Source organism: Pseudofrankia saprophytica (assembly GCF_000235425.2).
Classification (GTDB): domain Bacteria; phylum Actinomycetota; class Actinomycetes; order Frankiales; family Frankiaceae; genus Pseudofrankia; species Pseudofrankia saprophytica.
Genome location: NZ_KI912266.1, coordinates 195,171 through 220,380, shown reverse-complemented (window position 1 = coordinate 220,380; position 25,210 = coordinate 195,171). Strand labels below are relative to the sequence as shown.

The following is a 25,210-nucleotide window of genomic DNA, read 5'->3' as shown; positions in this document are numbered from 1 at the left end:
AGGGGATATGCCGAATGTCGTGGCCATCAGCCCGGGACCATGTAGACATGCGCCTGCCTGTGCACGTCGAAAGTTGGCAGATCGAGTGCTGCATGGACCCGTTCTCGGTGGGAGACCGCGTGAGATGGCAGCTCGTGTTCACCGAACAGTCGGGGCGCAACGGCTCCGACGGGGCCGGGCTGGTCGAGCTGGACCTGGTCGCCGCGCACCTGGACTCCCCGACGGCGCCGATGCCGCCGAACAGTCCCCGCTACGGCACCTGGCTGGGAGCTCCGGACGTCGCCGACGGTCTGTCGCTCTACTGGGTGGCGCGCCAGCCCACGGCGGGTCCGGTCCGGCTTACCGGCTACATCGGTGAGGACCATCACGCCGGTGTTCCGGAGTCGTTCCCGGAGACCCACGGCACCATCCGCGGCATTCGGGTCCAGACTCGCCGCATGATCGAGGTCGGGCCGAAAAGCTGGCAGCCCACCGACGAGCCGCCGTCCTACGAAGACGTGACCACCGCACCGAAACGGTTCCAGACCGCCCTGCGGCCAGGGCAGATAGGGACGGTGCAGACCGGCATCCTCGTCGACCTCGACGTAGGAACCGATCCCGCCTCCTAGGGAGTCAGGCCGTCCAGGAGAAGGGCCACGCCGCCGACGAACTCGTCGTCGCGGCTGACGGCGGCCGCCACGGCCGCGCTGTCTGCCAGGAACGGAAACTCCGACGAGGCGACGGGGCCGGGGATCGGGGCGGTGGCCAGGGCGTCGAGGCCGGATGGGCCGCCGAGGTGCTCGAGCTGGATGGCGCCGATCGCGTAGGCCAGGAGGCTGCGCAACGCGATCACGCGCCGTTCGCCGTCGATGCCGGCGCCGGCCAGGATGGCGAGCACCGTCTCCGACCAGCGCATGATCGCCGTCGAACGGTACCGGCGGGTGAGCGCCAGTGGGACGGTCGACGGGTGGGTGCCCACCGCGGCGCGCAGCCGCCTGGCCATCACCGTGAGCTGCTCCTGCCAGGACGCGGCGTCGCCTGGCCCCGGCTGGTCGGTGTCGATCTCGCCGAGGACGGTCTCGACGACCAGCGCTTCCAGCTCGTCCCGGTCCTGGACGTATCGGTAGAGCCCCATCGTGCTCACGCCGAGCTGGGTGGCGACGGCTCGCATGGTCAGTCCGGCGAGGCCGTCCCGGTCGACGACGTCGAGGGCCGCCGACGCCAGCTGCAGGTGGGTGAGCGAGGGGCGGCGCGGCATCGTGACCGTCCATCGGGTAGTCGGGGCGGTTCGACGGTCGGCGGCCGCCGAGCTGGGGTTGACAGCGTACAACGTACGCCTACTCTGGTAGGCGTACCCCGTACGCCTACGGTGGGAGTGAGCACCTGATGTACACCCCGCGAAACCCGGTGCGGCCCGGTGACCTGGTCGCCGCCCGCGAGCTTGTGCCCGTCGCCGGCCCGCCCGTACCCGTGCCCGACCCGGCTGGCCGGCTGGTCCACCTGCAGTTCCGGCGGTTCGCCGGCTGTCCCATCTGCAACCTGCACCTTCGCTCGGTCGCCCGGCGGATCGCGGAGATCGAAGAGGCCGGGGTACGGGAGGTCGTCGTCTTCCACTCGCCGGCGGCCGAGCTCGCCCGTTACGCCGACGAGCTGCCCTTCACGCTGGTCGCCGACCCGGACAAGCGGCTCTACGCCGACTTCGGGGTCGAGTCGGCCGCCCGCGCGCTGCTCGACCCGCGGGCCTGGGGGGCGGTCATCGGCGGGGTCGCCCGTAGCACCTGGGCAGTCCTGCGGGGGCGGGACCGCCCGCCGGCCCGGCGCCAGCCGCACGGCCGCGTCGGCCTGCCCGGCGACTTCCTGATCACGCCAGACGGCAAGGTGCTCGCCGTCAAGTACGGCGAGCACGCCTACGACCAGTGGTCCGTCGACGAGCTGCTCGCCCTGGCCGCCGCCCCACGGGAGCTGGCCCAGGCCGGCTGACGGTTCCTCCGCCCTCCGCTCTCCGCCCTCTGCCCCCGCCCTTCGAGCCCCGGGCCTCAGGGTCGGTCGAGCTGGTGGAGGCGGGTGGTGAGGAAGTCGCGTTCGACGGCGTTGTCGGTGAGGGCCAGAGCCTCCTCGTAGGCGAGGCGGGCCTCGCTCGAGCGGCCGAGCTGGCGCAGGAAGTCGGCGCGGGCGGCCGGGAGGTAGCCGTAGCCGGCGAGCTGGGGTTCGGCGGCGAGGTCGTCCAGCGCGGCGAGGCCGGCGGCTGGCCCGTCCGCGAAGCCGACCGCGACCGCCCGGTTGAGAGCCACCACCGGCGACGGCCAGCGCGCGGCCAGCAGTCCGTACAGGCCGACGATCTCCCGCCAGTCGGTGTCGGCCCAGCTGGGCGAGCCGGAGTGCACCGCCGCGATCGCGGCCATCAGCGGGTACCGGCCGGGTAGCCGGCCGGGGCCGTGGCCCGGCCCGCGCCGACGCAGCGCCTCGCGGACCAGGGCGACGCCCTCGTCGATCGCGGCCCGATCCCACTGAGCCCTGTCCTGCTCGGCGAGCAGCAGCAGCCGCCCGTCGGGGCCGACCCTCCCGGCCGCCCGGGCATCGGTGAGCAGGATCAGGGCGAGCAGGCCGGCGACGTCCGGGTCGTCGGGCAGGAGCAGCCGCAGCATCCTGGCCAGATCCAGCGCCCGCTCGACGAGATCGCGGCGGACCAGGTCGGCACCGGCGGGCGCGGTGTGGCCGGTCGTGAAGAGCAGGTGGACGACGGCGAGCACCGCGTCGACCCGTTCGGGAAGCTCGGCCGGCGGCGGCACCCGGTACGGGATCCGGGCCGCCGTGATCTTCTTCTTGGCCCGGGTGATCCGGGCGGCCATCGTCGGCTCGCTGACGAGGAACGACCGCGCCACCTCGGCCGTCGTCAGCCCGCACAGCAGCCGCAGGGTGAGCGCCACCCGCGTCTCGGGCGCCAGCGCCGGGTGGCAGCAGGTGAAGATCAGCCGAAGCCGGTCGTCGGCGGCGCCCTCGACCACCGGCAGGTCGGTGAGGTCCAGCGCCGGCATCCCGGGCCGTGACCGGGGACGCGGCCCGGAGAGCGAGGCGACCTCGTCCTCCGGGCCTGGCGCGGCCTCGTTCTCGATGAGCAGCGGCAGGCTGCGGCGCAGGGCCGCGTCCCGGCGGAGCAGGTCGATGGCGCGGCGCCGGGCGACCGTCGTCAGCCAGCCGCCCGGCCGCGCGGGGATCCCCTCGTCCGCCCAGGCCGTCAGCGCTCGGGCGTAGGCCTCCTGGACGCACTCCTCGGCGAGGTCGAGGTCGCGGGTGACGCGGACGGTCGCCGCGAGCACGTACGCCCACTCGCGCCGGTGCGCGTCGGCGACCGCGGCCGCGACCTCGGCGGAACGCATCTCGGACCTCCGGAAACACTCAGAACAGGTCCGCGCCCACCAGGTGTTCCCGGCCTACTCGAAGGTCATGATCGGGCGGACCTCGACACCGCCGTACGGCGCCGGGACCTCCTTCGCGATCGCGATCGCCTCGTCGAGGTCGGCGGCCTCGACGAGGTAGTAACCGCCGAGGGCCTCCTTCGTCTCGGCGAACGGGCCGTCGGTGACGGTGAACCCGCCGGCGCCGTCCGCGCGGACCGACGTCGCGGTGCTGACCGGCTGCAGGGCGTTGCCGCCGCGCAGCGACGCCCCGTTCTTCTCCCCGAACGCCGTGTGCTCGCGCATCGCCCGGTCGTTCGCGGCCTCGCCGCCGGCGACGTAGCCGGCCTCGTCCTCGTAGATCAGGATCAGGTACTGTGTCATCGCGCGTCCCCAGTTGTCGCGCGGCCCGCCTCTCGGGCCGCTCACCGATCCGACGAACGACCTCTGGCCGGATCGACACCGTCCGGGAAAATTCTGCCCGACCGCCCCCGCCCGACCGTCCGACCGCCCGTCTGTGCCCACCACCGGACGCGGCGTGACCTCGGGTGTGACGCCCCTGGAGTCGATCAGTTACGTGAACGTCAGATTTTTGGCCGGGAGGACATGTCGATCGTTAGCTTGTGTTAAGCAAGTATGTGCCGCCGACTCGCCGGGCCTGGTCGGGGGCGCGCGTCCGCGGGTTCACCTCTGACGGCGCTGAATGCCGGCCCGGAGGGGAGCAGCACCGACGATGACCGCGAGGCCGCCCTCACCCGCCAGCCCGGCCGCCCCCGGCGCCAACTCCGCCGACGCCGACTCCACCGGGGGTGGCGGCGCGGCGTCACCCGACCGCGGGCGGCACTACGCCATGATCGCGCTGTCGAACACGACCGTGGGCGTGTTGATGGCGTCGATCGACGCGTCCATTGTGATCATCTCTCTGCCGGCGATCTTCCGGGGAATCGGTCTCGACCCGTTGGAACCAGGCAACATCAGCTACCTGCTCTGGATGCTGATGGGATACATGGTCGCGGTCGCGGTGCTGGTCGTCACGCTCGGGCGGCTCGGCGACATGTTCGGCCGGGTACGGATCTACAACGCCGGCTTCGCCGTCTTCACCGTCACGTCCGCGGCCCTGGCGCTCACCCCGTGGACGGGCTCGAAGGCCGCGATGTTCCTGATCGTGGTGCGGATCCTCCAGGGGATCGGCGGCGCGATGCTGATGGCCAACTCGGCGGCGATCATCACCGACGCGTTCCCCGCGAACCGGCGGGGCATGGCGCTCGGCATCAACCAGGTCGCCGCGCTCGCCGGCTCCTTCCTCGGCCTCGTCCTGGGCGGTGTGCTGTCGGAGTGGAACTGGCGGGCGATCTTCTGGGTGAACGTCCCGATCGGCCTGGCAGGCACCGTGTGGGCCTACATCAGCCTGCGGGACAACGGTCGCCGCACCGCGTCGAAGATCGACTGGCTGGGCAACCTGACGTTCGCCGTCGGCCTGACCGCGCTGCTCGCCGCCGTTACCTACGGCATCCAGCCATACGGCGGCCACCTGATGGGCTGGACGAACCCCAAGGTGCTCACGGGGCTGATCGGCGGCGTGGCCGTGCTCTGGGCGTTCGCCGTCATCGAGACGAGGGTCGCGCACCCGATGTTCCGGCTGCAGCTGTTCCGGATCCGTTCCTTCGCGGCGGGCAACATCGCCCTGCTGCTGACCGCGATCGCCCGGGGCGGCCTGCAGTTCATGCTGATCATCTGGCTGCAGGGGATCTGGCTGCCGCTACACGGCTACGACTACGAGCAGACCCCGCTGTGGGCCGGCATCTACATGCTGCCGCTGACGCTCGGCTTCCTCGTCGCGGGGCCGGTGTCCGGGGCGCTGTCCGACCGGTTCGGCGCCCGGGTCTTCTCCACGGGTGGGCTGGTGCTGTCCGCGTGCTCGCTCGTCGGTCTGCTCCTGATACCCACGAACTTCCACTACGTGCCGTTCGCGCTGCTGTTGCTGCTGAACGGCATAGGCTCCGGCCTGTTCGCCGCGCCCAACTCGGCGGCGATCATGAACTCGATACCGACCGACCTGCGCGGGAGCGGGTCCGGCATGCGGTCGACGTTCATGAACTCCGGCAGTGTGCTGTCCATCGGCGTGTTCTTCTCGCTGATGATCGCGGGCCTCGCCTCGGTGCTGCCCAGGACTCTGACCGACGGTCTGACCTCCCACGGCGTGCCCGCGGACGTGGCGGGCCAGGTCGGCTCGCTGCCCCCGGTCGGCAGCCTGTTCGCCGCGTTCCTCGGCTACAACCCCATCGAGCACCTCGTAGGCCAGGACACGCTCGCGAACCTGCCACCGGGCGATGCCCAGGCCCTGACCGGCAAGGAGTTCTTCCCCTCCCTGATCACCGGCCCGTTCCACCACGGTCTGACGATCGTCTTCACGATGTCGATCGTCATGACGCTGATCGCCGCCGCCGCGTCCCTCCTGCGCGGCGGCCGCTATATCCACGCGGACGGTCCGACCACACCCACGGAGCCCGTACCCGCGACGTCCATCCTGCCCACGGTGGCCGTCATCGACGGCCCGGAGGTCCTGGCCGCCACCGCCGAGTCCACTGCCCGACCCGGCGACTAGCCGGCCGGCCGTCCGGGCGGGCTCGGGCGAGGCCGGGCGAGGCCGGGCGGGTTCGGGCGAGCGGCTCGCCGCGCGGCTCAGGAGCCGGCGGCTCGGCGGTAGACCTCGGCGGTCAGCGCGGCGGTGCGGCGCCAGGTGAAGGTGCGGGCGTGTTCGCGGCCGGCGCGGCGCGGGTCCGCGGGGCCGGCCACGGCGGCGCCGCCGGCCCGCGCCGAGCCGTCGGCCAGACCGCCGTGACCACCGTCGATCACGTCGAGCAGGGCGTCGGCCAGCCGGTCGACGTCCGCGGGCGGGATGAGGCGGACCGCGGCGCCGACGACCGGCCCGGTCACCTCGCGGACCGCCGGGATGTCCGCGGCGATGACAGGTGTCCCGGCGGCGAGTGCCTCCAGCGGCGGCAGGCCGAAACCCTCATAGCGGGACGGGAAGCACAGCGCGATCGCTCCGGCGACGGCGGTACGCAGGTCGGCCTCGTCGAGGTAGCCGGCACTGATGACCGCCCTGGCGGGCAGCCCCGCGGTGTCGAGCGCCGCCCCCCAGCCCGGCGGGCCGACCAGCACCAGCGGCGGGATGTCCGGGTAGGTCCCGTGCAGGCCGCGCAGCGCGGACAGCAGCACCCGAAGGTTCTTGCGCGGCTCGGCGGTGCCGACGAACAGCAGGTAGCGCTCGGGGAGACCGCGCTCCTCGAGCCAGCCAGGCTTGGGCGGCACCGCGTCGAACCAGGCGTCGTCCACCCCGAGGGGAGTGGCGGTGACCCGGTCGCGGTCGATCCGGTAGGCCGCGATCACCTCCTCGGCGACCGCCTGGCTCGGGGTGATGACCTCCGCGGCCCGGCGCAGCCCGCGCGGGACCAGCGTGGTGTAGCGGGCGGAGGCGGCGCTGACCGTGTCCGGGGTGCGCAGGTAGGACAGGTCGTGGATGGTCAGCACGCCGCGCGCGGCGCGCAGCGGCGGCAGCACGAAGTTCGTGCCGTGGACGACGTCGGCCCGCCCGGTGAGCAGCTCGATGGGCAGCCGCTCGCCGCCGGCCCAGATCTCCTGCAGCAGCCGGGCCGGCACCCGCCGCGCCGCGGGGGCGACGCCCGGTGGCAGCGCCTCGGCGAGACCGTCGAGGCCCCGCCAGGTGAACGCCGTGGCGGCGAGCTCCAGCGGACGCGTCGCCGGCTCGTCGCGGGCGGGGTCGGCCAGCCCGGCCAGCAGGTTCTCGACATAGCGCCCGACACCGGTCCGCCGGCCCAGCAGGGGGGTGCCGTCGAGCACGACTCGCAGCGGCGGCACCTGGAGCGGCGGCACCTGGCCGCTCGTCACCCTGCCGTTCGTCTTCAGCGCCCGTCAGCCTTCGTACAGGTGGTGGTGCGCGGCGATCGAACGCCAGCGCTCGGCGAACGCCGCGTCGGAGAAGTGCCCGGCCCGCCCGGCCGCCTCGGTGGCCAGCCGGGCACGCAGATCCTCTTCGGTGGCGAGCCGGCGGGTGAACGACAGCAGCTGGTCCGGCTCCGTCCAGCGGAAGCCGTCGATGCTGTGCCGGACGATCTCGCGCTGACCGGCGCGGTCGATGACCACCGGAACGCAGCCGCCGGCCATCGCCTCGACCGTCGTCATCCCGAAGTGCTCGGCCGTCCACGGCCGGCGCCGCTCGTCCTCGCCCCACCCGGTCGCCGACCAGAACACCGAGCCCGTGGACAGGAGCCGCTCGACGTCGCCGCGGGCCGCGTTCGGGTGCACCTCGACCGGCAGACCGACCGCGGCCTTCTTGATCTGCTCGACGTACGGCTTCTGCGAGTCCTCCATGCCGCCGACGACGTGCATCGTCCAGCCGGGCATCGTCCCACTGGCATGCAGCTCGCCGAACCACTGGACCATCTCCAGCTGGCGCTTCGCGTGCCCGAGGCCGGGTGCGAAGAACCGTCCGACGGTGACGATGGTCTTCTCCCGCGTGGCCGCCGGGTGCAGCCGTTCGACCTGGATCGGCGGGTAGAGGACGTCGGCCTCCTGCCGCCACATCCGCCGGATCCAGCCGCGGGTGTAGTCGGAGTTGGCCATCACCGCGTCGTAGCGGTCGAGCCAGGCCAGGTCGTGCGGGTCGCGCAGCAGCCAGGGGAAGCGCAGCGCCACCTTGGCGCGCGGGCTTTCGTCCGCGTCGGTCACCCGCGGCCGGCTGATGGCCACGCCGAGCTCGCGTACGTCGGCGGGGCCGGGGGTGAACGGCTCGCAGACCAGGGTGATCTCGGTGCCGGTCGGCGACTCGGGCAGCGGGATCTCGTGCGCGACGAACTCCGCACCCACGTCGATCTTGGCGAGCGTCTCACCGTCGGCGTCGATGATCCGCAGCGAGGTGCCGGTCGGAGCGCCGGGCCGGCCGAAGTCTCCGCGCAGCACCCGCTCGCTGCCGGGGGAGATCGAGAGCACCGCGTTCCCGGACGACCAGCGCCACTGGCGCACCCGGCCGCCCTCCGGCGGGTACCAGCCGACGCCGAAGTCGACCGCCGGGCGTACCCCGCGCAGCAACGGCCCGGCCGAGCGCACGGCCGCCTTGCGCCAGGCCGCCATGTCGTGGTCGAACGGCGTCGGGAAGAAGCACAGGTAGGCGGCCTTGCGCGACCGGGTCGGCAGCCGGCTCATGTAGGAGCCGTTGATGAACAGGTCGTACTCACCGGACCGGACCGACAGGTCCTCCTCGCCGCGGTCCGGGATCCGGACGTAGCGGCAGTCCGAAAGGTCCAGGCCGAGGTGCGCGCCGAGGTCGGCGAGATTGACGTCCGAGTGACCGAGGATGTCGACCTCGACGCCGTCCGCGGCCATCACCTGGGCGATCATGCCGTTGTGGCGCTCGCCGCCGCCCATCGAGTGCCAGAACCGGTTGTAGACGGCCGCCCGCACCCGCCGGCCCGCCGGGATGATCATCGATCCGGTCGCCGCCGCCTCGCCCGCCACGGGAGTGCCGACACCCGCTGTGCCGGCGCCCGTCGCTGTGCCGGCGGCGTCAGCGGGCGTCGTCGTGGCCGCGCTCGTCTGGGCGGGCTGCCGCGTCGGGACGTTCTCGTCCTGGGCCACCCGGTAAGCGTCGGCCAGGTCGTCACCGGCCGCCAGCCCGCCCGCGAACCGTGCGCGCAGCGGGACGGCGCCGCCGCTGGAGACGGGTGCCGCGGCGCTCGGCTCGGCGGCCACGGGCGACGGCACGGCCAGGTTCGGCACCGCGCGCTCCGGGATCGCCGGCTCCGGCAGGGTCCCGATCTGGAAACCGACGTGCCGGCGCTCACCGGAGAAACCGGAGTACAGCATGAACGCCCGCTCGGTCGGTTGGCCGGGATGCACCGGCGCTGATGGGTTGGGGGGTTCCGCGGCGTCGTCCTCGCCGCGAGGTCCGGCGCCGTCGGTACCCGTCTCGTCGATGCCCGCTTCGTCCGGGAGATCTGAGAGATCTGAGAGGCCCGTGTCGGCTACGAGCACCGCGTCGTCTATGTGCACCGCGTCGTCCGCCGCGACGGCCGCGACGGCCGCGGGAGTCTCCGGGGCCTCGACGACCTCGGCGGCACCATCCCCGCCCGTCGGTGCCGGCCCGCTCGCGGAAATCTCGTCGACGGGAAGCTCGTCGACGGGAAGCTCGCTCGCGGGAAGCTCGTCGACGGCCTCGAAGACGCCTCTGTCCATGGGGAGATCGACGCCGGAGAGGGCGTCGACGTTGTCGGCGCTCTCGAGGTCGGAGTCGGCGATGTCGTCCGCCTCCGCGTCGGGCAGCTCGATCGCGGGCTCGTAAGTGTCGCTACCGGCCGATGCCGGCCGAGCGTCTTCGAGCCGAGCGTCGTCGAGCACGGGGCCGAGGACATCGGCGGGCAGCGCGTCACCGTAGTCGCCGCCCAGAGCACCGACGAAGCCAAGCCGCTCGTCGAACGAGCCGGGGGCCGGGAACGCCGGGATGTCGTCGAACGAGCCGGGCGCGGGGAACGCCGGACCATCGTCGAGAACCTGGCCGCTGTCGAGAACCCGGCCGCTGTCGAGAACCCGGCCGCTGTCGAAGACCTGGCCGCTGTCGAAGACCTGGCCGTCGTCGAACATCGGGCCGCTGAAGGCGGTGGAAGGGGCCGCGAGGTCGTCGTCGAAGATCCGGCCATCGTCGAACACCAGCCCACCGCCGGAGGCGGCGCCAGGATCCGGGACGAACCCGTCGTCTGGCACGAACCCGCCGTCTGGGACGAACCCGCCGTCCGGGACGAACCCGATCGGGGCCGCGTCCGGGTCGGGGATGACCGCGGGCGGTTGGCCAGCCAGCAGGTCGTCGGCCGGCGTCGGCTCGGCGGTGAGGCCCGCGGCCAGCTCGTCCGGCAGGTCGTCGGAGAGGGGGTCCCAGCGGGGCAGCTCGTCGAGTGGCTCGCGCAGGTCCACGTCGAGCACCGGGTCGACGTCGATCACCTGATCCGCGTCGAGTACCACCGCGTCGAGGACCGAGTCGTCGAGAACCGCCTCGTCGAGAACCGCCTCGTCGAGTACCGCGCCATCGAATATCTGACGCGCCTCGTCGTCCAGCCCGAGGGACACACGGGAGAACACGCCGCCGTGGTCGTCGTCGCCGTCGTCGGCGGGGCCGTGACCGCCCGGCGCCGCGACCGTGCCCAGCCTGGCGTCGGGGTCATCGTCGGCGGACGCTCTCGAGCCGAAGTACGACGCGCCGGCCAGACGGGCGTCCTGGGCGGCGATGTCGACCGGGCGACCGGTGGCCCGGTCGATGACCTGTCCTTCCAGCGGCATGCCGCCACCACGACCCGTGAGCGGTTCCAGGCCGGAGGACGGGCCGAACGGCTCCTGGCCGGCGGAGTCGGAGTCGGTCGGTTCCGTCGGTGCGGCGGCCCGTGGCGACGTCAGCGGCTCGCGGGACGACCATGCCTCGGACAACGGCATGGACTCCAAAGGCGACAGGCGTTCCAGCGAGGAGAACGGGTCCGGGCGTGACCGCGGCGGTGCCGGCCTGGTGCCCTCGTCCGACCGGATGGGAGCGCCCAGCGGCGGCAGCGGCTCCAGCCCGCGCAGGGGCTCCAGCATGCCCGGCCGGTCCAGCGGGTCGAAGGACGAGCCGAGGGGGGCTGGCCGCGCGCTCTCGTCGTAGCGGGTGGGCAGGTCCAGCGGGTCCACACGGTTTGGCGGGTCCAGCCGTCCGAGCCGGCTCAGGCCCAGCGGGTCGAGTGGGTCGAAGTCGATCGGTGCCGACTCCCTCGACGCCGGTGCGGCGAGCGAGTCGGGCCGCTGTGCCGACCATTCCTCACCGGACCAGCCGCCGTCCAAGCCGTCTCGGCCGTCTCGGCCGCGCGCGTCGAAGGGGCGGTCTCTGCGGGTGCTGTCGTCGGGGCGGTCCGTCATCGTGACACCAGCCAGTCCTGCAGCGATCGACGCCGTTCGCTCGCGGTGCGCCCGATCTCCCGGCGCCTCCCGAGCATGGCCGGGAACAGTCGCAGGTATGACCCGATCACCTTGAGTCGCAGCAGCGTGGGCCGCACCGCCGGCCGGCTGCGCGCCCGCCACGCCTGGCGCAGCGTACGTACGGCGATCGACGTGGTGGTCACCGGGTAGCGCGCGACCGCGGACAGGGCGAGCGGCAGCGTCGCGTCCTTGGTCAGCATGAGCAGCCGGTTGCGGTCGGTGTGGAAGACGAACAGCGGCGACCATTCGACGCTCGACGCCGAGTGCACGTGCCGCAGCACGGCACCGGGGACGTAGCGGATGCTGTATCCCCGCGAGCGGATCCGCCAGGACAGGTCCGTGTCCTCGTAGTAGAGGAAGAAGTCGTCGTCGAACCAGCCGAGGTCGTGGCCGAGTGCCGCGCGCATCGCCATTCCGTTCCCGCAGGCTGTGAAGACCTCCTCGGGGTTGGCGAACTGGCCGGTGTCGACCTCCTGGTAACCGCGGTCGGCGCCGTAGCCGTCGCGCAGCACGATCCCGCCGACGTTGTTGATGACGTCGACGCGGGGCGCGGTGTCGTCGATCGTCACCGAGACGGCGTTCGGCTCGGTGCCGGTGACCGGCAGCGCGGCGAAGCGGGCGGCGCCGCCGTCGGCCTCCGCCCAGCCGGGGCCGCCGTCGGCCGGGCCGGTGTGCCCGTCCCAGCTGAGCATGACCGTCTTCGCGGCCTCGGCCGCCCAGGCCAGCCCGAGCGTGACCGACCCGCGCTCGGGCACGGGCACGAGCAGCTCGCCGGTGCCGCGCGTCCAGAAGAACGGCGCGGTGGGCGGCCCTTCGGCCCCGAAGGTCAGCTTCTCCCAGAGGACCTCGCGTAGCACGTCGCGGCCGTTGACCGTCACCGACGAGATTCGCACGCCGAGCGAGCGCGAGTCGTGCGGGCCCGGCGAGAAGGTCGCGGTCTCCAGGCGCAGCCGCAGGAACCGCGGCAGGAACACCACCTTGCCGGTGACGGCGCCGAGCTTGTCCCCGCCGGGCTGGTCGAACGGGGCCAGCAGGTTGGCCAACCAGTCCGGCTCCGGGACCGCGTCGTTGTTCAGCAGCACCGCGTAGGCGGTGTTCACCTGGCGCAGCGCCAGGTTGTTGCCGCCGGCGAAGCCGAGGTTCTTCGGCGACTCGATCACCCGCACCCAGGGGTAGCGCTCGGCGAGCATCGCCCGCGAGTGGTCGCTGGACGCGTTGTCGACGACCCAGGTCTGGAAGCCGAAGGCGGTGTTCTGCTTGGCGACCGCGTCCAGGCAGGGCGGTAGCAGGTGCGCGCCGTTCCAGTTGACGATGACGATGGTCGCCACCGGTCGCCCACCCCAGCCGGCGCCGGACCCGCCGCCGTCGGGGTGGCCGGCGGCGGGCATCGCGCCGTCCCCCGTGGGGGCACCTGAGACGCCGCCGGCGCTCGGGGCGTCCGGCGTGGCCTTGGTCAGCGAACCCGCGGCCACCGTCCCGGGGGCCGGGCCGAGCGCGGCACCCGTCGTCAGGCCGCCGCCGTGGCGGCCGCCGTGCGCCAGGCCGCTGCCGGTCAGGCCGCTGCTGGTTGGGTCGCTGGTGGTCAGGTCGGCGATGTGGCTCATGTCCGCGGCCTTGCCTCGTAGTCGACGTGGACCAGGCCCTCGGCGTGCGAGCTGTTGATCCCGAACAGCTCGTGGAAGCGGCGGGAGGTGATGGGCGTGCCGGTCGCCGCGTCGGCGACCTCCACCCGCACCGCGAACGCGCCGAGCAGCGCTGGTATCGAGCCGATGGTGAAGTCGAGGATGGTGAAGCCCTGGCTGACCGGGATACCCGCGGGCGGAGTCTCCATCACCCAGATCGGGATCTCGTTCTGGCCGACGATGACGCAGCGCGCGCGGACCCGCTCGGGCGCGCCCTCGGTGACCTCGATGCCGACGCTCATCGTCATCGGGTCGCCCGGGTCGAAGGAGATCTGCGGCGCCCCGCCCGGCGACGAGCTGAAGGTGACGGTCTCCGGCCGGACCGTCGCCGTGCCGTAGGCGCCGGCGCCCTCGGTCGGCGAGCTGCCCAGCCGCTGGCGCAGCAGCTTCGTGCCGACCGCCGGGGCGCCGTCGTGGATCACCTTGCCGGCCTCGAGCACGACCACCCGGTCGCACATGTTCTCGATGAGGTCGAGGGAGTGCGTGACGAACAGGATCGTGCGGCCCTGGTTCCGGAACTCGTCGATCTTGGCGAGGCACTTGCGCTGGAACGCCTCGTCACCGACGGCGAGCACCTCGTCGACGAGCAGGATGTCGGGGTCGACGTGCACGGCGACGGCGAAGCCGAGCCGGACGTACTGGCCGGACGAGTAGTGCTTCACCTCGTCGTCGATCTTGTGTGACAGCTCGGCGAAGTCGACGATCGAGTCGAACAGCTTGTCGATCTCACGCTTGGACAGGCCGAGCAGGGAGGCGTTCAGGTAGACGTTGTCCCGGCCGGACAGCTCGCCGTTGAACCCGGCGCCCAGCTCCAGCAGCGAGGCGATCCGGCCGTGCACCTCGACCTTGCCGCTGGTCGGGCGCAGGATCCCGGCGAGCACCTTGAGCGTCGTCGACTTGCCGGAGCCGTTCGCGCCGGCGAGGCCGACGGTCTGGCCGCGAGCGATCTCGATGTTGATGTCGCGCAGCGCCCAGAAGTCCTCGCCGGCCAGGCCGCCGCGGCGGACGAACGCCTCCTTCAGGCTGGTCGCCCGCTTGTGGTACGAGACGAACTTCTTGCTGACGCCGGTCGCGCGGATCACGGTCGGGCCGGCCCCGGCCGCGGGGCCGCCCCTGGCGCTCGCGCCCCCGGTCGGCAGCACCCCGGCGCTGACGCTGGCGGTCGCGCCACCGCCGGCCGGCCGGGCGAGCGCCGACGTCGCGGCCGCGCCGACGGGCAGGGGTGGGGAGGTCTGGCTCACTAGAGGTCCTCGGCGAAGTCGGCCTGCAGCTTGCGGAACACCCAGACGCCGAGCACCAGCACGCCCAGGGAGATCGTCCCCGCCATGGCCAGGCGCTCAAGGTAGTAGAGGTACCCCGGGTCGGCGAGGACCTGCAGCTGGCTGCCGTCGGGCTTGGTGGCGGTGGCGTCGACGTAGATGGCCCGCTGGAACGCCATGACCACCACGGCCATCGGGTTCAGCTCGTAGATCCAGGTGTACTCGTGCAGCCGTTGCTGGATCAGCCCGAACGCGTAGACCATCGGGTTCAGCCAGATCCAGGCCATCAGGGCCACCTCGACGAGGTGCGGCACGTCCTTGAACCGCACCGACAGCGCCGAGACCAGCATCGACATCCCGATGGTGAACACCAGCGCGACCGCGCCGGCCGGGACGAGCAGCAGCAGCCCGCCACCGATCAGCGGGTAGCCGAGCGCCAGGGTGAGCACCAGCAGTACCAGCAGCTGCAGCACGAAGTGCACCGCGGCGAAGCCGACCGCGGACAGCGGTAGTACCTGCAGCGGGAAGCGGACCTTCTTCACCAGGTTCGCGTTGCCGACGACGCTGCCGCAGGCTGTCGACACGCTGCCCGCGAACGCGTTCCAGATGAGCAGGCCGGACAGGAAGTAGATGCCGAACCGCGGCACGCCCGACTTGAACACGACCTGGAAGACGAACGTGTACACCACGAGCAGCAGCAGCGGGTTCGCCAGGGACCAGGCGAAGCCGAGGGTCGAGCCCTTGTACTTGACCTTGATGTCCTTGCGGATCAGGTTGCGCAGCAGCTCCCAGCGGACCCTGCTCTGCGCGCGCGACCGCTTGGCCAGCGCCCCTGGGGCTCCACCCGTCCCGTCGGGGCCCGGGGTCTCTCCCGGACCCGCGAAGGCCGACCGGGAGGCCTGCGGGGAGTTCCTGGCCGCGTGCCGTGGCCCGGCGCCGGACCTGCGCGTCGGCGTCGGCGTCGGCGTCGGCCGCGGCGTCGGCGAGAACGCGGGCGTCGGCGACGACTCGTCCGGCGTCGGCGACGCGGACGGTGAGGGCGGCGGCGTCGCGGTGGTCAACGGCGACGGTGCCGGGGACGCTCCTGCCGCGCCGCCCGGGTCGGCGGCGGGGCCAGCACCTGCGAGCTGCACTCCTCGGCTCCTTCTCGACCCTGTACGACGCCGGACCCTGGACGTCGCGGGACCGTCACGCGCCTTGGCGCGGCCCCGGTTGTTGTCCAGATCGTGCCATGGTCCCGGTTGTGCCCACCGAGGCGGGTGAGGTCCGGATTTGGCGACGGTAGCGCCCTGCGTTCATGTCGCACCCGGATGGCACCACCGTCGCACGGGAAGAGCACGGTGGGCGCACGGCCACCCCACCGTCCGCGTCGCCGTTGACGCCGGTGCCCGCTATCCGGGAAGCGGTTCATAGTATCGGCCAGCCTGCTCCGGCACCGGTCGGCGCCTTGTCCCCGCCCTGGCCGAAGGAGGCGTGACGGTGCAGTCCACCCCGCCGAAGGTAGGGTGGCCGGCTCCTCCCTCGTGACCTGTCGGAGGCGACCGTACGCGGCGGCGCGGACATCTGGGGCTTTCCGGGATGCCACCGGCCGTCTCCCGCGCCGTCACCTGGCCGACGACGTTGGAACGGGGGTGACCGCGGTGTTCACCGACGCGAGGCTGGGGGATGCCTGGTCGCACCTCGACTCGGGCGGGGCCGACGCGCTGGTCGTCGACGTCTTCGACACGCTGCTGTGGCGGCTGGCACCGCGCCCGGCGCACGTGTTCCTGCTGCTCGGTGAGCGGCTCGCCGCCGCCGGCCGGCTGCCGGCCGGCGTCACCCCCGCGCAGTTCGCCCAGCTGAGGATCCTCGCCGAGCGCCAGGCCGGCCGCCGGGCGCTGGCCACCCGCGAGGGCGCGGCCGTCGCCGGCGATGACAACGGCCCCCCGCCGCGGCTGGACGAGATCTGGACGCTGCTGCTGCCCGCGCTGCCGGGCGCTGGTGAGCTCGCCCCGCTGGTGGAGGCCGAGGTCGCCGCGCTGCGGGCGGCCCACCGCGTCGACCTCGCCGCCGCCGAGCTCGCCGAGCTCGCCGCGCTCAAGCTGGGCCTGCCGGTCTACCTCGTCGCCGACACCTGCCTGTCCGCGGCGCAGCTGGAACGCCTGCTGGCCCGTCCGGAGCTCGTGGGCATCCCGTTCGCCGGCCCGTTCACCTCGGCCGACATCGGCGTCGGGACGGCCGACGGCCTGCTCGGCCACGTGCTCGCGGCGACCGGCGCCCCCGCGTCGAGGCTGCTATACCTGGCCGGCGACCCGGTCGGCGAGCACACCGGCTCGGCCGGCCAGGACCCGATCGGTGGGCAGGGCGCGCTGGGTGGTTCGGGTGGTTCGGGTGGGCTGGGCGGTTCGGGCGGTTCGGGTGCCCATGACGGCCGCGGTGGGCGGAGCGTCACGATCATGCGCAGGGGCGGTCCCGCCCGCGACCTGCGCGCGACGCTCGCGATGGAGGGACTGCTCGACGACCCGGACGACGCTTCCCCCGTCGATCTCGAGTACGGCGACTTCGGGCTGACCGCGCTGCGCGCCCGCGTCCTGCACCGGGCCGACGCCGCCGCCGTCCCCCGGGCGCTGCGCCGCTTCTGGGACACCGGGGCGACCGTGTTCGGCCCGGTGTTCACCGGCTTCGCCGAGTGGGTCGTCGAGCGCACCCGGGAGCTGGGCGCCGACGAGGCGTTCTGCCTGATGCGTTCCGGCCGGTTCGTCGCGAGCCTGCTGGAGGGCCCCGGGCGCGACGCCGGCGTCGCCGCCCGGCCGCTGTGGGCGTCGCGCGAGGTGTGCGCGCTGGCGAACGTCTTCGAGGCCTCACCCGAGGAGCTGCGAGCCTTCCTGCGGCATGCCGGCACCGGCCCCGCGCACGCCGGCCCCGGCCCGGCTCCTGGCGCCGGGGGCGCGGTGGGCACCGTCGGGGCGCTGCTGCGCCGGCTACGGGTCGACCTCGCCGCCGCCCCCGGGATCTCCGCCCTCGCCGGCCGCCGGCTGGACGTGCCGGCCGGGCTGCTCGACGAGATCCTCGACGAGCTGCTGGAGACGCTCAGCCGGGACGACCGCGTCCGCGGCGAGATCGTGCTGGCCGCCGAGCGGCTGCGCGAACGGTTCCTGCGCTACCTGGACGAACGGCTGCCCGAGCGGGGCCCGGCGGTGCTCGTCGATCTCGGCTGGGACGGGACCACCCAGGCGCTGCTCGCCCGGCTGCTCACCGCCACCGGCCGCGAGGTCAAACCCGTCGGGCTCTACCTGGCGACCGGTCCCGTCGCGCTCGAGCACCGGCTCGCCGGCCACCGGATGGAGGGCTACCTCGCCTCCGGCGGCCAGCCAGCGCGCCTCGCCGGGCAGCTGCTGCGCGCCCCGGCGGTCGTCGAGCAGGTCGCCATGGCCGACACGGGTCGGCTCGCCTCGTTCGACGAGACGTCCACCCCGCTGCTGGGCCTCACCCGGACCAGCCGCACCCAGCTCGCGCAGCGGGCGGCGGCCCAGGACGGCGCCCGCGCCTTCCAGCAGGAGTGGTTGCGCTGCCGGCGCGCGGAGAGCCTGGACAGCCCCGACAGCGCGCTGCCGTCGCTGGGCGGTGACAGCGCCCGGCTCGCGCTGCTGCGCATGCTGGCCCGCTTCGTCGCCCGACCGACGGCGGCGGAGGCCGCCGCATTCGGTTCCTGGCGCCATGACGGCGACGACGACGAGCCGATCGGCATCCAGGCGTCGAGTGCCCCGGCACCCGCCGGCCGGCGTGGGCCCGCCCAGCCAGCCCAACCCGCCGAGCACGACGGCCGGGGCCTGCTGCCCGCCGAGCTGATCAGGCGGATGCCCTATCTGAGCCCGGCGGGCCTGGCGGAGCTGCCGCTGCGCGAGGCGACCTGGCCCGCGGCCGTCGCCGCCGTCGCGAACCGGCCGCTGGCGGTCGTCACCGAGCTCGCGGCCGCCGCGGGGATCGACCCAGGGGAGCTGTCCGCGCCGGCCGCGGCCGGCCCCGTCGAGGTGTACGTGGACACCGGCGCGGACTTCGCCCGCGGCCCCAAGGCCACCGCGGTGCCCTACGCCGGCCGGGACGGGCTGTCGCTGGTGCGGCTGCGGGTCGTCGACGCCGTCGGCGTGCGCCGCGTCCGGGTCGATCCCGCCGGCCGGCGGGGCCTGCTCCGGCTCGACTGGCTCACCCTCGGCTTCCATGTCGTCGGCTCGGGTGAGCCTCGACAGATCACCATCACCGCGTTCGACGGGCCGGGTTCGCTTCCGGATGTGGTGGGAGGCAGTATCCCCGCCCGGGCGGTCGGCGGCGCCGGATTGGCGGACCGTAGGCGCGGCATTGTTCTCAACCTGGTGGGACTGCGAATACTGCAGCCCAACTTGGTCGAAATCCTCGACGACGACCCGCAACTCGTCTACAACCTGGATCTGCCCGGCATGCCAGAGTTGGGTGGCACGTACGCAATTGACGTCGAGTTCGCCTTTGGTTGGATGGGGATCCGGGGGGACCCAGTGGCCGCTCCCGCGCCTGCCGCGGCGGGCTCGGCCTCCGGGCCGCAGCTGCCTCGCCGGGCTGCCCGCCGGGTGATGCGACAGCTGGGAGGCCTGCGGTGACAGCTGGAAGGCCCCGGGCGGGCGACCCGCCTCGCGGGATCCGGCGCCGGGCCTGGACAGGTCGAGACGGCCGGCTGGGAGGCCCGCGGTGAACGACACACCGAACACTGTCCCGGCCGAGCCGGCAGGCCCCGACGGCCTCGACGGGCCGGATGGCCTGGACGACCAGCCCATCTCCCACACCGCGCGCCCCTACGTCCGTTCGACCGCGTCGGCGAACACCGGCCCCCTGCGCCTTCCCGGTACCGACGGCGCCGGGCCCGGGGAAGGCGCCCTGCGGGCGAGCTTCGCCGACCTGGCGGCGGCCGTCGACGCGGCCGGTGCGGCTGGTTCGCCCGGTGCACCCGGTGCTGGCGAGATCGCCGTGTACGGCCCGGGCGGCCGCGGCGCGGTCCAGGGCTACGACCCGAGCGCCGCGAACCGCGGCGGTAGCCAGCCGATGCCGCTGCGGTCGGTCGTCGACCTGCGGGAGGTGTGGCTGCCCTTGCTGGGCGCGGCCGGCGCCCGCAGCATCACCCTGCTCGGCGCCGAGAACGGCTCGACGACCAGCCTGCTCGTCGACCTGCTCCGCGCCGGCGGCGGCGGCCGGCTCCTCGTCGTCGACCTCGAGCCGGGCCGGGTGCCGAGCGCCGGGCGCGGCCTGGACATCGAGGTGGTACGCGACCACGGCGCCGCCGGGCTCGAGGGGCACACCCCGACCGACGCCTACCTGATCGACGGCGACGCGAACTACGCCACCGTCGCCGCCACGCTCGGCGCGGTCGACGACGCCGTCCACGAGTTCGGCCGGACCACGTTCCCGCTGGTCATCGTCCACGACGTCGGCTGGCCCACCGGCCGGCGCGACCAGTACCGGGCCCCCGACCGCCTCACCGACGCCGACCTTCAGCCGCACTCCTGGGACGCCGGAGTGACGCTCGACGCGTCCGACGCCGTCCTGGGCCGCGGGATGCGCGGCGGCGGCGCCTACGCGTGGGCGCTCGCCGAGGGCGGGCCGCGCAACGGGGTGCGCACCGCCGTCGAGGAGTTCGTCGCCGGCCACCCCGAGCTTCGGTTCTTCACCGTCGCGCCGGTCCTCGGCCTCGGGGTCGTCGTCGACCGGCGGGCACCGTTCGCGACCAGGGTCGCCGAGCTGCTGTCGCCCTGGGTGGCCAACCCGCTGCTGGCCCGGCTGGAGCGCAACCGGATCGAGCTGTACCTGCGGGCCGTGGCTACCCGTGACGATGCGATGGCCGCCGCCCAGCTGCACCAGCAGGAATGGATGAAGCTCGACGCCGAGCGCATGCGCCTCGTCGCGCTCGACATCGAGAAGTCCGACCGGATCGCCCAGCTCGAACGGGAACTCGCCGCCGAGCGGGCGATGGCCGCCGAGGCACTGGGCGCCCGGCTGGAGGAACCGCGCCTGGTCGCCGCCGCCCGCTCCGCCGACTCCCGGCTGCGGGCGAGGCTGCGCCGCGGCCCGAGCCGCTACGAGCAGGCCAGGGCCCGGCTCGCCCAGGAGGAGGAACGCCGCCGCACCCAGCTCGCAGACCCGGCCGCGGCCGGCGCCTTCGGCCGGCTGGCCCTGCCGCCCGGCAGCGGCCCGGGCGCCGACGGCCCCGACGGCGCCGTCCACGGCTCGCTCGGCGGCGACCTCGGCATGAGCGGCGACGGTGACGGTGGGGCTCGGGCGTTGGCCCTTCCGCCAGGCTCCACCGGCGGCGGTCCGGCGGCCGGTGGCACCGCCAGCCGGAGGCCCGGCGCCGGCCAGGAAGCCGACGAGCGACTTCGCGGCCGTCACCGGCCACATCACCACGCCGACGGGCCGGACATCGTCGCCAGCGGCCCAGGCCACCAGGAACCCTCGCTGTGGACCCCCGGCCAGTCCGCCGCCGACCCGCCGCGGCGGGCCCGCGCCGGGTGGTCCGTGCCGCCCTCTCCGCCCGTGCCGCCCGTGCCACCGCCTCCGCCCGTGCCGCCTCCGGGTGAGCCGCTCGCGCTGTCGGTCCCGCCGGGCGCGGGCGCCGGCGCCGTCCTGCTGACCCCGTCGCCGCTGGCGCCGATACCGACTCCGTCACTACCCGCTCCGTCACTACCGCCTCCCTCGCCGTCCCCGCTTCCGTCGTCGCCACCGCTGTCGCCCCTGGCCGCCCCGTCCATGCTCGACCCGGCCTTGTTCGACCCGTCCTCGACCGGTGGCGCGTCCGTCCGGTCGCCGGTGTCGTCGCCGTTTCCCCCGCCGCTGGCCGGTGGGGGACCGTCGAGCCCGGCCCAGTCGGTGACGCCGATCCAGCCGGGTCGGCCGATTCCCGCCGGCCAGTCCATCCCGCCAGGCGCGTCGGTCCATCCGCCGGACTCCGGCCGACCGGCCGAGCTCGGCGCACCCGGCCAGCCACCCCTGTTCGACCGCTCTGGCGTCCCCCGCCGCCGCCGCGGTGCCTTCGCCGCCGACCGGCACGAGCCCCGCCACCGGGCCTCCGGCCGCAACGGTGGTCAGGCCTCCGACCGCAACCAGAAACCCGACCGCCCCTCCTGACCTGTCTCCGGTACCTGTTGCTGGTAGCTGTGGCTGGCACCTGTCTCCGGCACCTGTGGCTAGTCCGGTCGCGGCAGTTGGCGGCTATAGGGGAGGACCTGGCATGGGTGGCGAGTGTCCGCGCTTCGCATCAAAGACGCAGGGCTAGACGGAAACGGAGCCGCACGGAAACAGGGCTGGACGGAAAAGTGGTTATACAGAAACGGAGCTAGAAGGGGCAGGGAGCTTCCCTGCGCGTTCGAGTCTTGTCGCTGGCGCTGAGGCGGGTCGGTGAGTTTGCCAAAGGGGCGGCGGGTTTGGTGGTCCAGTTCTTGGTGTCTTCGTCAGGGAGTAGGCCTTCCTCGTCGTTCGCGGTGGTGTCGACCCGGTGGATCCGGGAAGTTGGACTGGTCCAGATGAAGATTCCTGGTTCTGGTTGGCCCAACGTCCAGCCACCTCGATGTTTTGCCGAATGGTGATGGCGGCAGAGCAGGCCAAGGTTGTCGAGCGCCGTGCGACCGCCCGTGGCGTGAGCGACCGTATGATCGATGTCGCAGCAGGTGGCGGGCATTCCGCAGCCGGGAAAGACGCATCGGGTGTCTCGATGTCGGATGAGCCGGGCAAGCGCCGGGGTCGGGATCCGTCGGTGTCCGAGGTCCAGGACCGTGCCGGTTTCCGGGTCGGTCAGGACACGGCGCCAGTTCGCGTCGGCGGCCAGCGTCCGGCCGACCGTGGCCGGGATCGGGCCATGTCCGACGAGTTCGGCGGGGTTGTCGTCCAGCCCAGCGAGGGTGCCGACGGCGGCGATGACCTGAATCTCGACCTTCACCAGCTCGCGGCGGTTACCCAGCACCAGCGCCGCGAGAACGTCCGCGCGCCGGGCGTCGATCGGCCGTCTGTCGCCGTCGGCACGGGCATCGGCTTTCGCGATCCGGTCGATCCGCTCGAAGATCGCGTGTGCGTCCTGGGCCGTCAACGTCGCCGACAGCAGGCCCATACCGTCTTCGAGTGGCCGGACGGTGACCCCGCGCTGGGCGTGGGCTTCCCTGCGCCGCCGCGCGGCGGCGTCCGGATCGATCCGAGCGACCATCCGGTGCAGCTTGCGGCGCCACTGCGACGGCGACTTCAACCGGCTGCCGGCCAGCATCTGTGTCTCGACGGTGGCTCGTTGCCCGCCGGACAGTGCCTGGGTGACGTCGTGCAGCGCGAGTAGCCGGGGGTAGTCCAGCTGGCCCGACGTCAACGCGTCGAGCGCGTCGGGCACCTGATGGGCGATATCCCAGGCCCGCGCGAGCCGGTCGGAAGCGGTGCGGGGCGACTGACCCAGCTCGGCGGCCAACTCGTCGGCAAGGAACTCCGAGTAGGGCCCACCGTCCTCATCGCCGCAGCCAGGAGGCGCCGGCCGCAGCCTCGCCAGCTGGACCTGCGCCCGGATCGTCAACCCCTGCAGACGGGAAGCCAGCCGGACAAGCCCCGCCACCAGGTCAAACGCCTCCCTCTCGGCGCAGCCAGCCAGCCCGGCCAGTACGGCCTCCAGGGCGGTATCCGCCTGGGCGAGCCACCTCAACGGTCCACCTTCGGGCCCCGCGACAGAAGACCCCGCGTCCAGAGACATCGCAGACCCCGCGTCCAGAGACATCGCGTCCGGCTCTTCCGCCGCGGGGACGGGCATCTGGGCGGCGGCGGCGATCGGGCGGGAGGGACGCGCCACCGATCGGGGCGACGACCGCCGTGGGGCCGGGGAGCCGAACGGGGATGGTCTGGAACCGGTGGGCCGGGAGGGGGGCCCGGATCGGACACCCTTTCGCGGTGGAGCGGTATCCGTGGAAACCGCCGGTGCGTCGGGCGACGACGGAGCATGGCCGTCACGCGTATCGAACATGTGTTCATGATAACTCGGGGAAGGGAAAAATCAACCAGTTCGGAATGCGGGCCGGGTACGTTCAGTCGTGCCGGACCGGTCATTCCCGCTGCCCTCCCCAGCTTGAATGGAGGGGGTAGTCAGAATGCACCCCCGGTCCGCTCATTTGACGATCGAGGCCAGCTTTGCTGTAATATCGGCTGGTCGAGTATTAGGGCCGATTCGGCTGGCGCGGTAGTCGCGTCGATGGTTGACCGTCTGCCGTGACGCGCTGAAGCGAGTCGAAGTAAGCCGTGACGAACCATGGCCCGAAAGTCGGTGCATAAATAGAGCAAAGAACGGCGGCGGTCGTGCCAGCTTAGTGCGCGGTGCCTGCGGGGCCGCCGTCAGCAGACGGGACGGTAGGGGGCGGTGGGAATGTAGTGCTGCCACTGGACGGCATCGAGCTGGTTGGATCCGGTGCGGCAGGCGGTCGCCAGGAGGGTGGCGTCATCGAGCGGGGTCAGCCGCGCCGTGTGGTCCGCGGCGACGGTGAGGGTCGACCGGCCGTCGGGGGTGAAGGCCAGGTCCTGGATCCAGTCGGTGTGGCCGGAGAGCTGCCCGACGGGGGCTGGCCGACCGCTCGTGGTGAGGTCCCAGAGATGGACCGTGTCGTCACGGCCGGCGGTGGCGAGGGTGCGGCCGTCGGGGCTGAAGGCCAGCGCGAGCACCCAGTGGGAATCCGCCCTGATCGTCTCCAGGGGGCGCGGGTGCCCCGGATCGGTGACGTCCCAGAGACGCGCGACGCCGTCGTAGCCGGCGGTGGCGAGCTGGCGGCCGTCGGGGCTGAACGCCACCGCCCACACGTAGTCGGTGTGACCGGACAGCGTGGCGAGCTGGCGGGGATGGCGCGGGTCGCCGATCTCCCAGAGACGGGCCGTGCGGTCCGTGCTGGCCGTCGCCAGCAGCCGGCCGTCGGGGCTGAACGCCACCTGACGTACCCAGCCGGTATGGCCGGTCAGGACGCTCAGCTGTGTCGGGTGTGCCGGGTCGGCGACGTCCCAGATCCGCGCGGTGTCGTCGTACCCGGACGTCGCCAGCAGCCCGCCGTCCGGGCTGAAGGCGACGGACAGCACGTAGCCCTCATGGCCGGTCAGCGTCGCGACCCTCACCGGGTTGGCCGGGTTGCTCACGTTCCACAGGAGCACGGTGCGGTCATAGCCCGCCGTGGCGAGCAGGGTCCCGTCCGGGCTGAAGGCGGCGGCCGTGACCCAGCCGTCGTGACCGCGCAGGACCGCGAGCGGCCTGGGCGGCGTCGCCGTCCCCGCCGTCCCCGCCGTCCCCGCCGGGGCGGCCGGCTCCGCTGGCAGAGCCTCTTGGGAAGCGGGATCCCGGGAGCCGGCTTCCCGGGAGCCCACTTCCCCGGCCTGGCCGGTCAGGGCCGCGAGGTCCCAGAGACGGGTGGTGCCGTCGGCGGAGGCGGTGGCGGCGAGCCGGCCGTCGAGGCTCACGGCGACGCCAAGCACCGACGCGGTGTGGCCGGGCAACGGGGTCGCCGCGGCGCCGGCGAACGAGGTGCGCAGGCTTGCCCGGGCGGCCGGCGCCGGGCTGATCCGGAAGGCGGCGAGGCTCAGCGCGTCGGCGACCTTCGCGTCGGTGGAACGGATCTTGTCGGCGGACGTGGCGACCTCGGTGGCAAGCGAGGCCGGCGTCGGGCTTGGCGCGGGCGAGCGCCCGAGCACCACCGGGATCAGGACGGCGATCAGCATCAGTGCGAGCAGCGGCGTGATCATCAGGGAGCCGTGGCGCAGCCGGTCTCGCCAGGTCCGCGCGGCCGGCCCAGGATACCCACCGCGGGCTTCGGCTCCGGCCGGTCCGTCACTTCCCGACTCGGGACCGTGCCCGCCGGCGCCGGCCGGCCCGCTCGCCGCGTCG

General features: G+C 73.4%; 15 protein-coding genes. 5 read left to right on the top strand and 10 right to left on the bottom strand.

What is annotated here, in order from left to right; genetic code table 11:
* Nucleotides 1-47 precede the first annotated feature (47 nt).
* Nucleotides 48-608 (top strand): DUF6578 domain-containing protein, encoded by a 561-nt coding sequence (locus tag FRCN3DRAFT_RS0200915; protein ID WP_007517728.1) that lies wholly within the window; start codon nt 48-50, stop codon nt 606-608.
* Here the strand turns inward: FRCN3DRAFT_RS0200915 and FRCN3DRAFT_RS0200910 are convergent.
* Complete coding sequence (locus FRCN3DRAFT_RS0200910) at nt 605-1,237, bottom strand: TetR/AcrR family transcriptional regulator (RefSeq protein WP_007517729.1); 633 nt, start codon at nt 1,235-1,237, stop codon at nt 605-607. The genes FRCN3DRAFT_RS0200915 and FRCN3DRAFT_RS0200910 overlap by 4 nt on opposite strands.
* Nucleotides 1,238-1,365: 128 nt before the next feature.
* On the opposite strand from FRCN3DRAFT_RS0200910, the gene FRCN3DRAFT_RS0200905 reads away from it, so the two are divergent.
* Nucleotides 1,366-1,959, top strand: coding sequence for a peroxiredoxin-like family protein (locus FRCN3DRAFT_RS0200905; RefSeq protein WP_007517731.1), 594 nt, complete (start codon nt 1,366-1,368; stop codon nt 1,957-1,959).
* Between the two features lie 56 nt (nt 1,960-2,015).
* Here FRCN3DRAFT_RS0200905 and FRCN3DRAFT_RS0200900 read toward each other — a convergent pair whose 3' ends face one another.
* Complete coding sequence (locus tag FRCN3DRAFT_RS0200900) at nt 2,016-3,356, bottom strand: RNA polymerase sigma factor (RefSeq protein ID WP_007517732.1); 1,341 nt, start codon at nt 3,354-3,356, stop codon at nt 2,016-2,018.
* Between the two features lie 54 nt (nt 3,357-3,410).
* Nucleotides 3,411-3,758, bottom strand: a complete 348-nt coding sequence (locus FRCN3DRAFT_RS0200895; RefSeq protein WP_007517734.1) for a YciI family protein — start codon at nt 3,756-3,758, stop codon at nt 3,411-3,413.
* Between the two features lie 349 nt (nt 3,759-4,107).
* Between FRCN3DRAFT_RS0200895 and FRCN3DRAFT_RS0200890 the strand changes: the two genes are divergently transcribed.
* Complete coding sequence (locus FRCN3DRAFT_RS0200890) at nt 4,108-5,979, top strand: MFS transporter (protein ID WP_007517736.1); 1,872 nt, start codon at nt 4,108-4,110, stop codon at nt 5,977-5,979.
* Nucleotides 5,980-6,056: 77 nt separating this feature from the next.
* Here the strand turns inward: FRCN3DRAFT_RS0200890 and FRCN3DRAFT_RS0200885 are convergent, their stop codons facing one another.
* From FRCN3DRAFT_RS0200885 to FRCN3DRAFT_RS0200865, 5 genes are all read right to left on the bottom strand, one after another.
* Nucleotides 6,057-7,247 (bottom strand): glycosyltransferase family 4 protein, encoded by a 1,191-nt coding sequence (locus FRCN3DRAFT_RS0200885; protein WP_027140131.1) that lies wholly within the window; start codon nt 7,245-7,247, stop codon nt 6,057-6,059.
* A gap of 63 nt (nt 7,248-7,310) precedes the next feature.
* On the bottom strand, nt 7,311-8,882 hold the full coding sequence (locus tag FRCN3DRAFT_RS0200880) for a glycosyltransferase family 4 protein (protein ID WP_035925686.1): 1,572 nt from the start codon (nt 8,880-8,882) through the stop codon (nt 7,311-7,313).
* Between the two features lie 2,444 nt (nt 8,883-11,326).
* Nucleotides 11,327-12,994, bottom strand: coding sequence for a glycosyltransferase (locus FRCN3DRAFT_RS0200875; RefSeq protein WP_007517742.1), 1,668 nt, complete (start codon nt 12,992-12,994; stop codon nt 11,327-11,329).
* Nucleotides 12,991-14,313: an ABC transporter ATP-binding protein gene (locus FRCN3DRAFT_RS0200870; protein ID WP_007517744.1), complete on the bottom strand. Its 1,323-nt coding sequence runs from the start codon at nt 14,311-14,313 to the stop codon at nt 12,991-12,993. The genes FRCN3DRAFT_RS0200875 and FRCN3DRAFT_RS0200870 overlap by 4 nt, the downstream gene beginning before the upstream one ends.
* The gene (locus FRCN3DRAFT_RS0200865; protein ID WP_007517746.1) at nt 14,313-15,464 is read right to left on the bottom strand and encodes an ABC transporter permease; all 1,152 of its coding nucleotides are present in this window, start codon (nt 15,462-15,464) and stop codon (nt 14,313-14,315) included. The genes FRCN3DRAFT_RS0200870 and FRCN3DRAFT_RS0200865 overlap by 1 nt, the downstream gene beginning before the upstream one ends.
* Nucleotides 15,465-15,971: 507 nt before the next feature.
* Between FRCN3DRAFT_RS0200865 and FRCN3DRAFT_RS0200860 the strand changes: the two genes are divergently transcribed.
* Both FRCN3DRAFT_RS0200860 and FRCN3DRAFT_RS56990 read left to right on the top strand, forming a co-directional pair.
* Nucleotides 15,972-18,941: a hypothetical protein gene (locus FRCN3DRAFT_RS0200860; RefSeq protein ID WP_007517748.1), complete on the top strand. Its 2,970-nt coding sequence runs from the start codon at nt 15,972-15,974 to the stop codon at nt 18,939-18,941.
* An 88-nt stretch (nt 18,942-19,029) separates the two neighbouring features.
* Entirely contained in the window at nt 19,030-21,456 is a 2,427-nt protein-coding gene (locus FRCN3DRAFT_RS56990; protein ID WP_007517750.1) for a hypothetical protein, read from the top strand.
* Between the two features lie 208 nt (nt 21,457-21,664).
* On the opposite strand, the gene FRCN3DRAFT_RS42035 is transcribed toward FRCN3DRAFT_RS56990, so the two are convergent.
* Both FRCN3DRAFT_RS42035 and FRCN3DRAFT_RS42030 read right to left on the bottom strand, forming a co-directional pair.
* Nucleotides 21,665-23,002, bottom strand: coding sequence for an HNH endonuclease signature motif containing protein (locus FRCN3DRAFT_RS42035; RefSeq protein ID WP_232793879.1), 1,338 nt, complete (start codon nt 23,000-23,002; stop codon nt 21,665-21,667).
* A gap of 680 nt (nt 23,003-23,682) precedes the next feature.
* Nucleotides 23,683-25,210 (bottom strand): WD40 repeat domain-containing protein (locus FRCN3DRAFT_RS42030; protein ID WP_007517754.1); only part of this gene is annotated, 1,528 nt, incomplete at its 5' end.

Coding starts and splice junctions, on each gene's coding strand:
- FRCN3DRAFT_RS0200915 (WP_007517728.1), top strand. CDS start 48: ATGCGCCTGCCTGTGCACGTCGAAAGTTGGCAGATCGAGTGCTGCATG.
- FRCN3DRAFT_RS0200910 (WP_007517729.1), bottom strand. CDS start 1,237: ATGCCGCGCCGCCCCTCGCTCACCCACCTGCAGCTGGCGTCGGCGGCC.
- FRCN3DRAFT_RS0200905 (WP_007517731.1), top strand. CDS start 1,366: ATGTACACCCCGCGAAACCCGGTGCGGCCCGGTGACCTGGTCGCCGCC.
- FRCN3DRAFT_RS0200900 (WP_007517732.1), bottom strand. CDS start 3,356: ATGCGTTCCGCCGAGGTCGCGGCCGCGGTCGCCGACGCGCACCGGCGC.
- FRCN3DRAFT_RS0200895 (WP_007517734.1), bottom strand. CDS start 3,758: ATGACACAGTACCTGATCCTGATCTACGAGGACGAGGCCGGCTACGTC.
- FRCN3DRAFT_RS0200890 (WP_007517736.1), top strand. CDS start 4,108: ATGACCGCGAGGCCGCCCTCACCCGCCAGCCCGGCCGCCCCCGGCGCC.
- FRCN3DRAFT_RS0200880 (WP_035925686.1), bottom strand. CDS start 8,882: ATGATCATCCCGGCGGGCCGGCGGGTGCGGGCGGCCGTCTACAACCGG.
- FRCN3DRAFT_RS0200875 (WP_007517742.1), bottom strand. CDS start 12,994: ATGAGCCACATCGCCGACCTGACCACCAGCGACCCAACCAGCAGCGGC.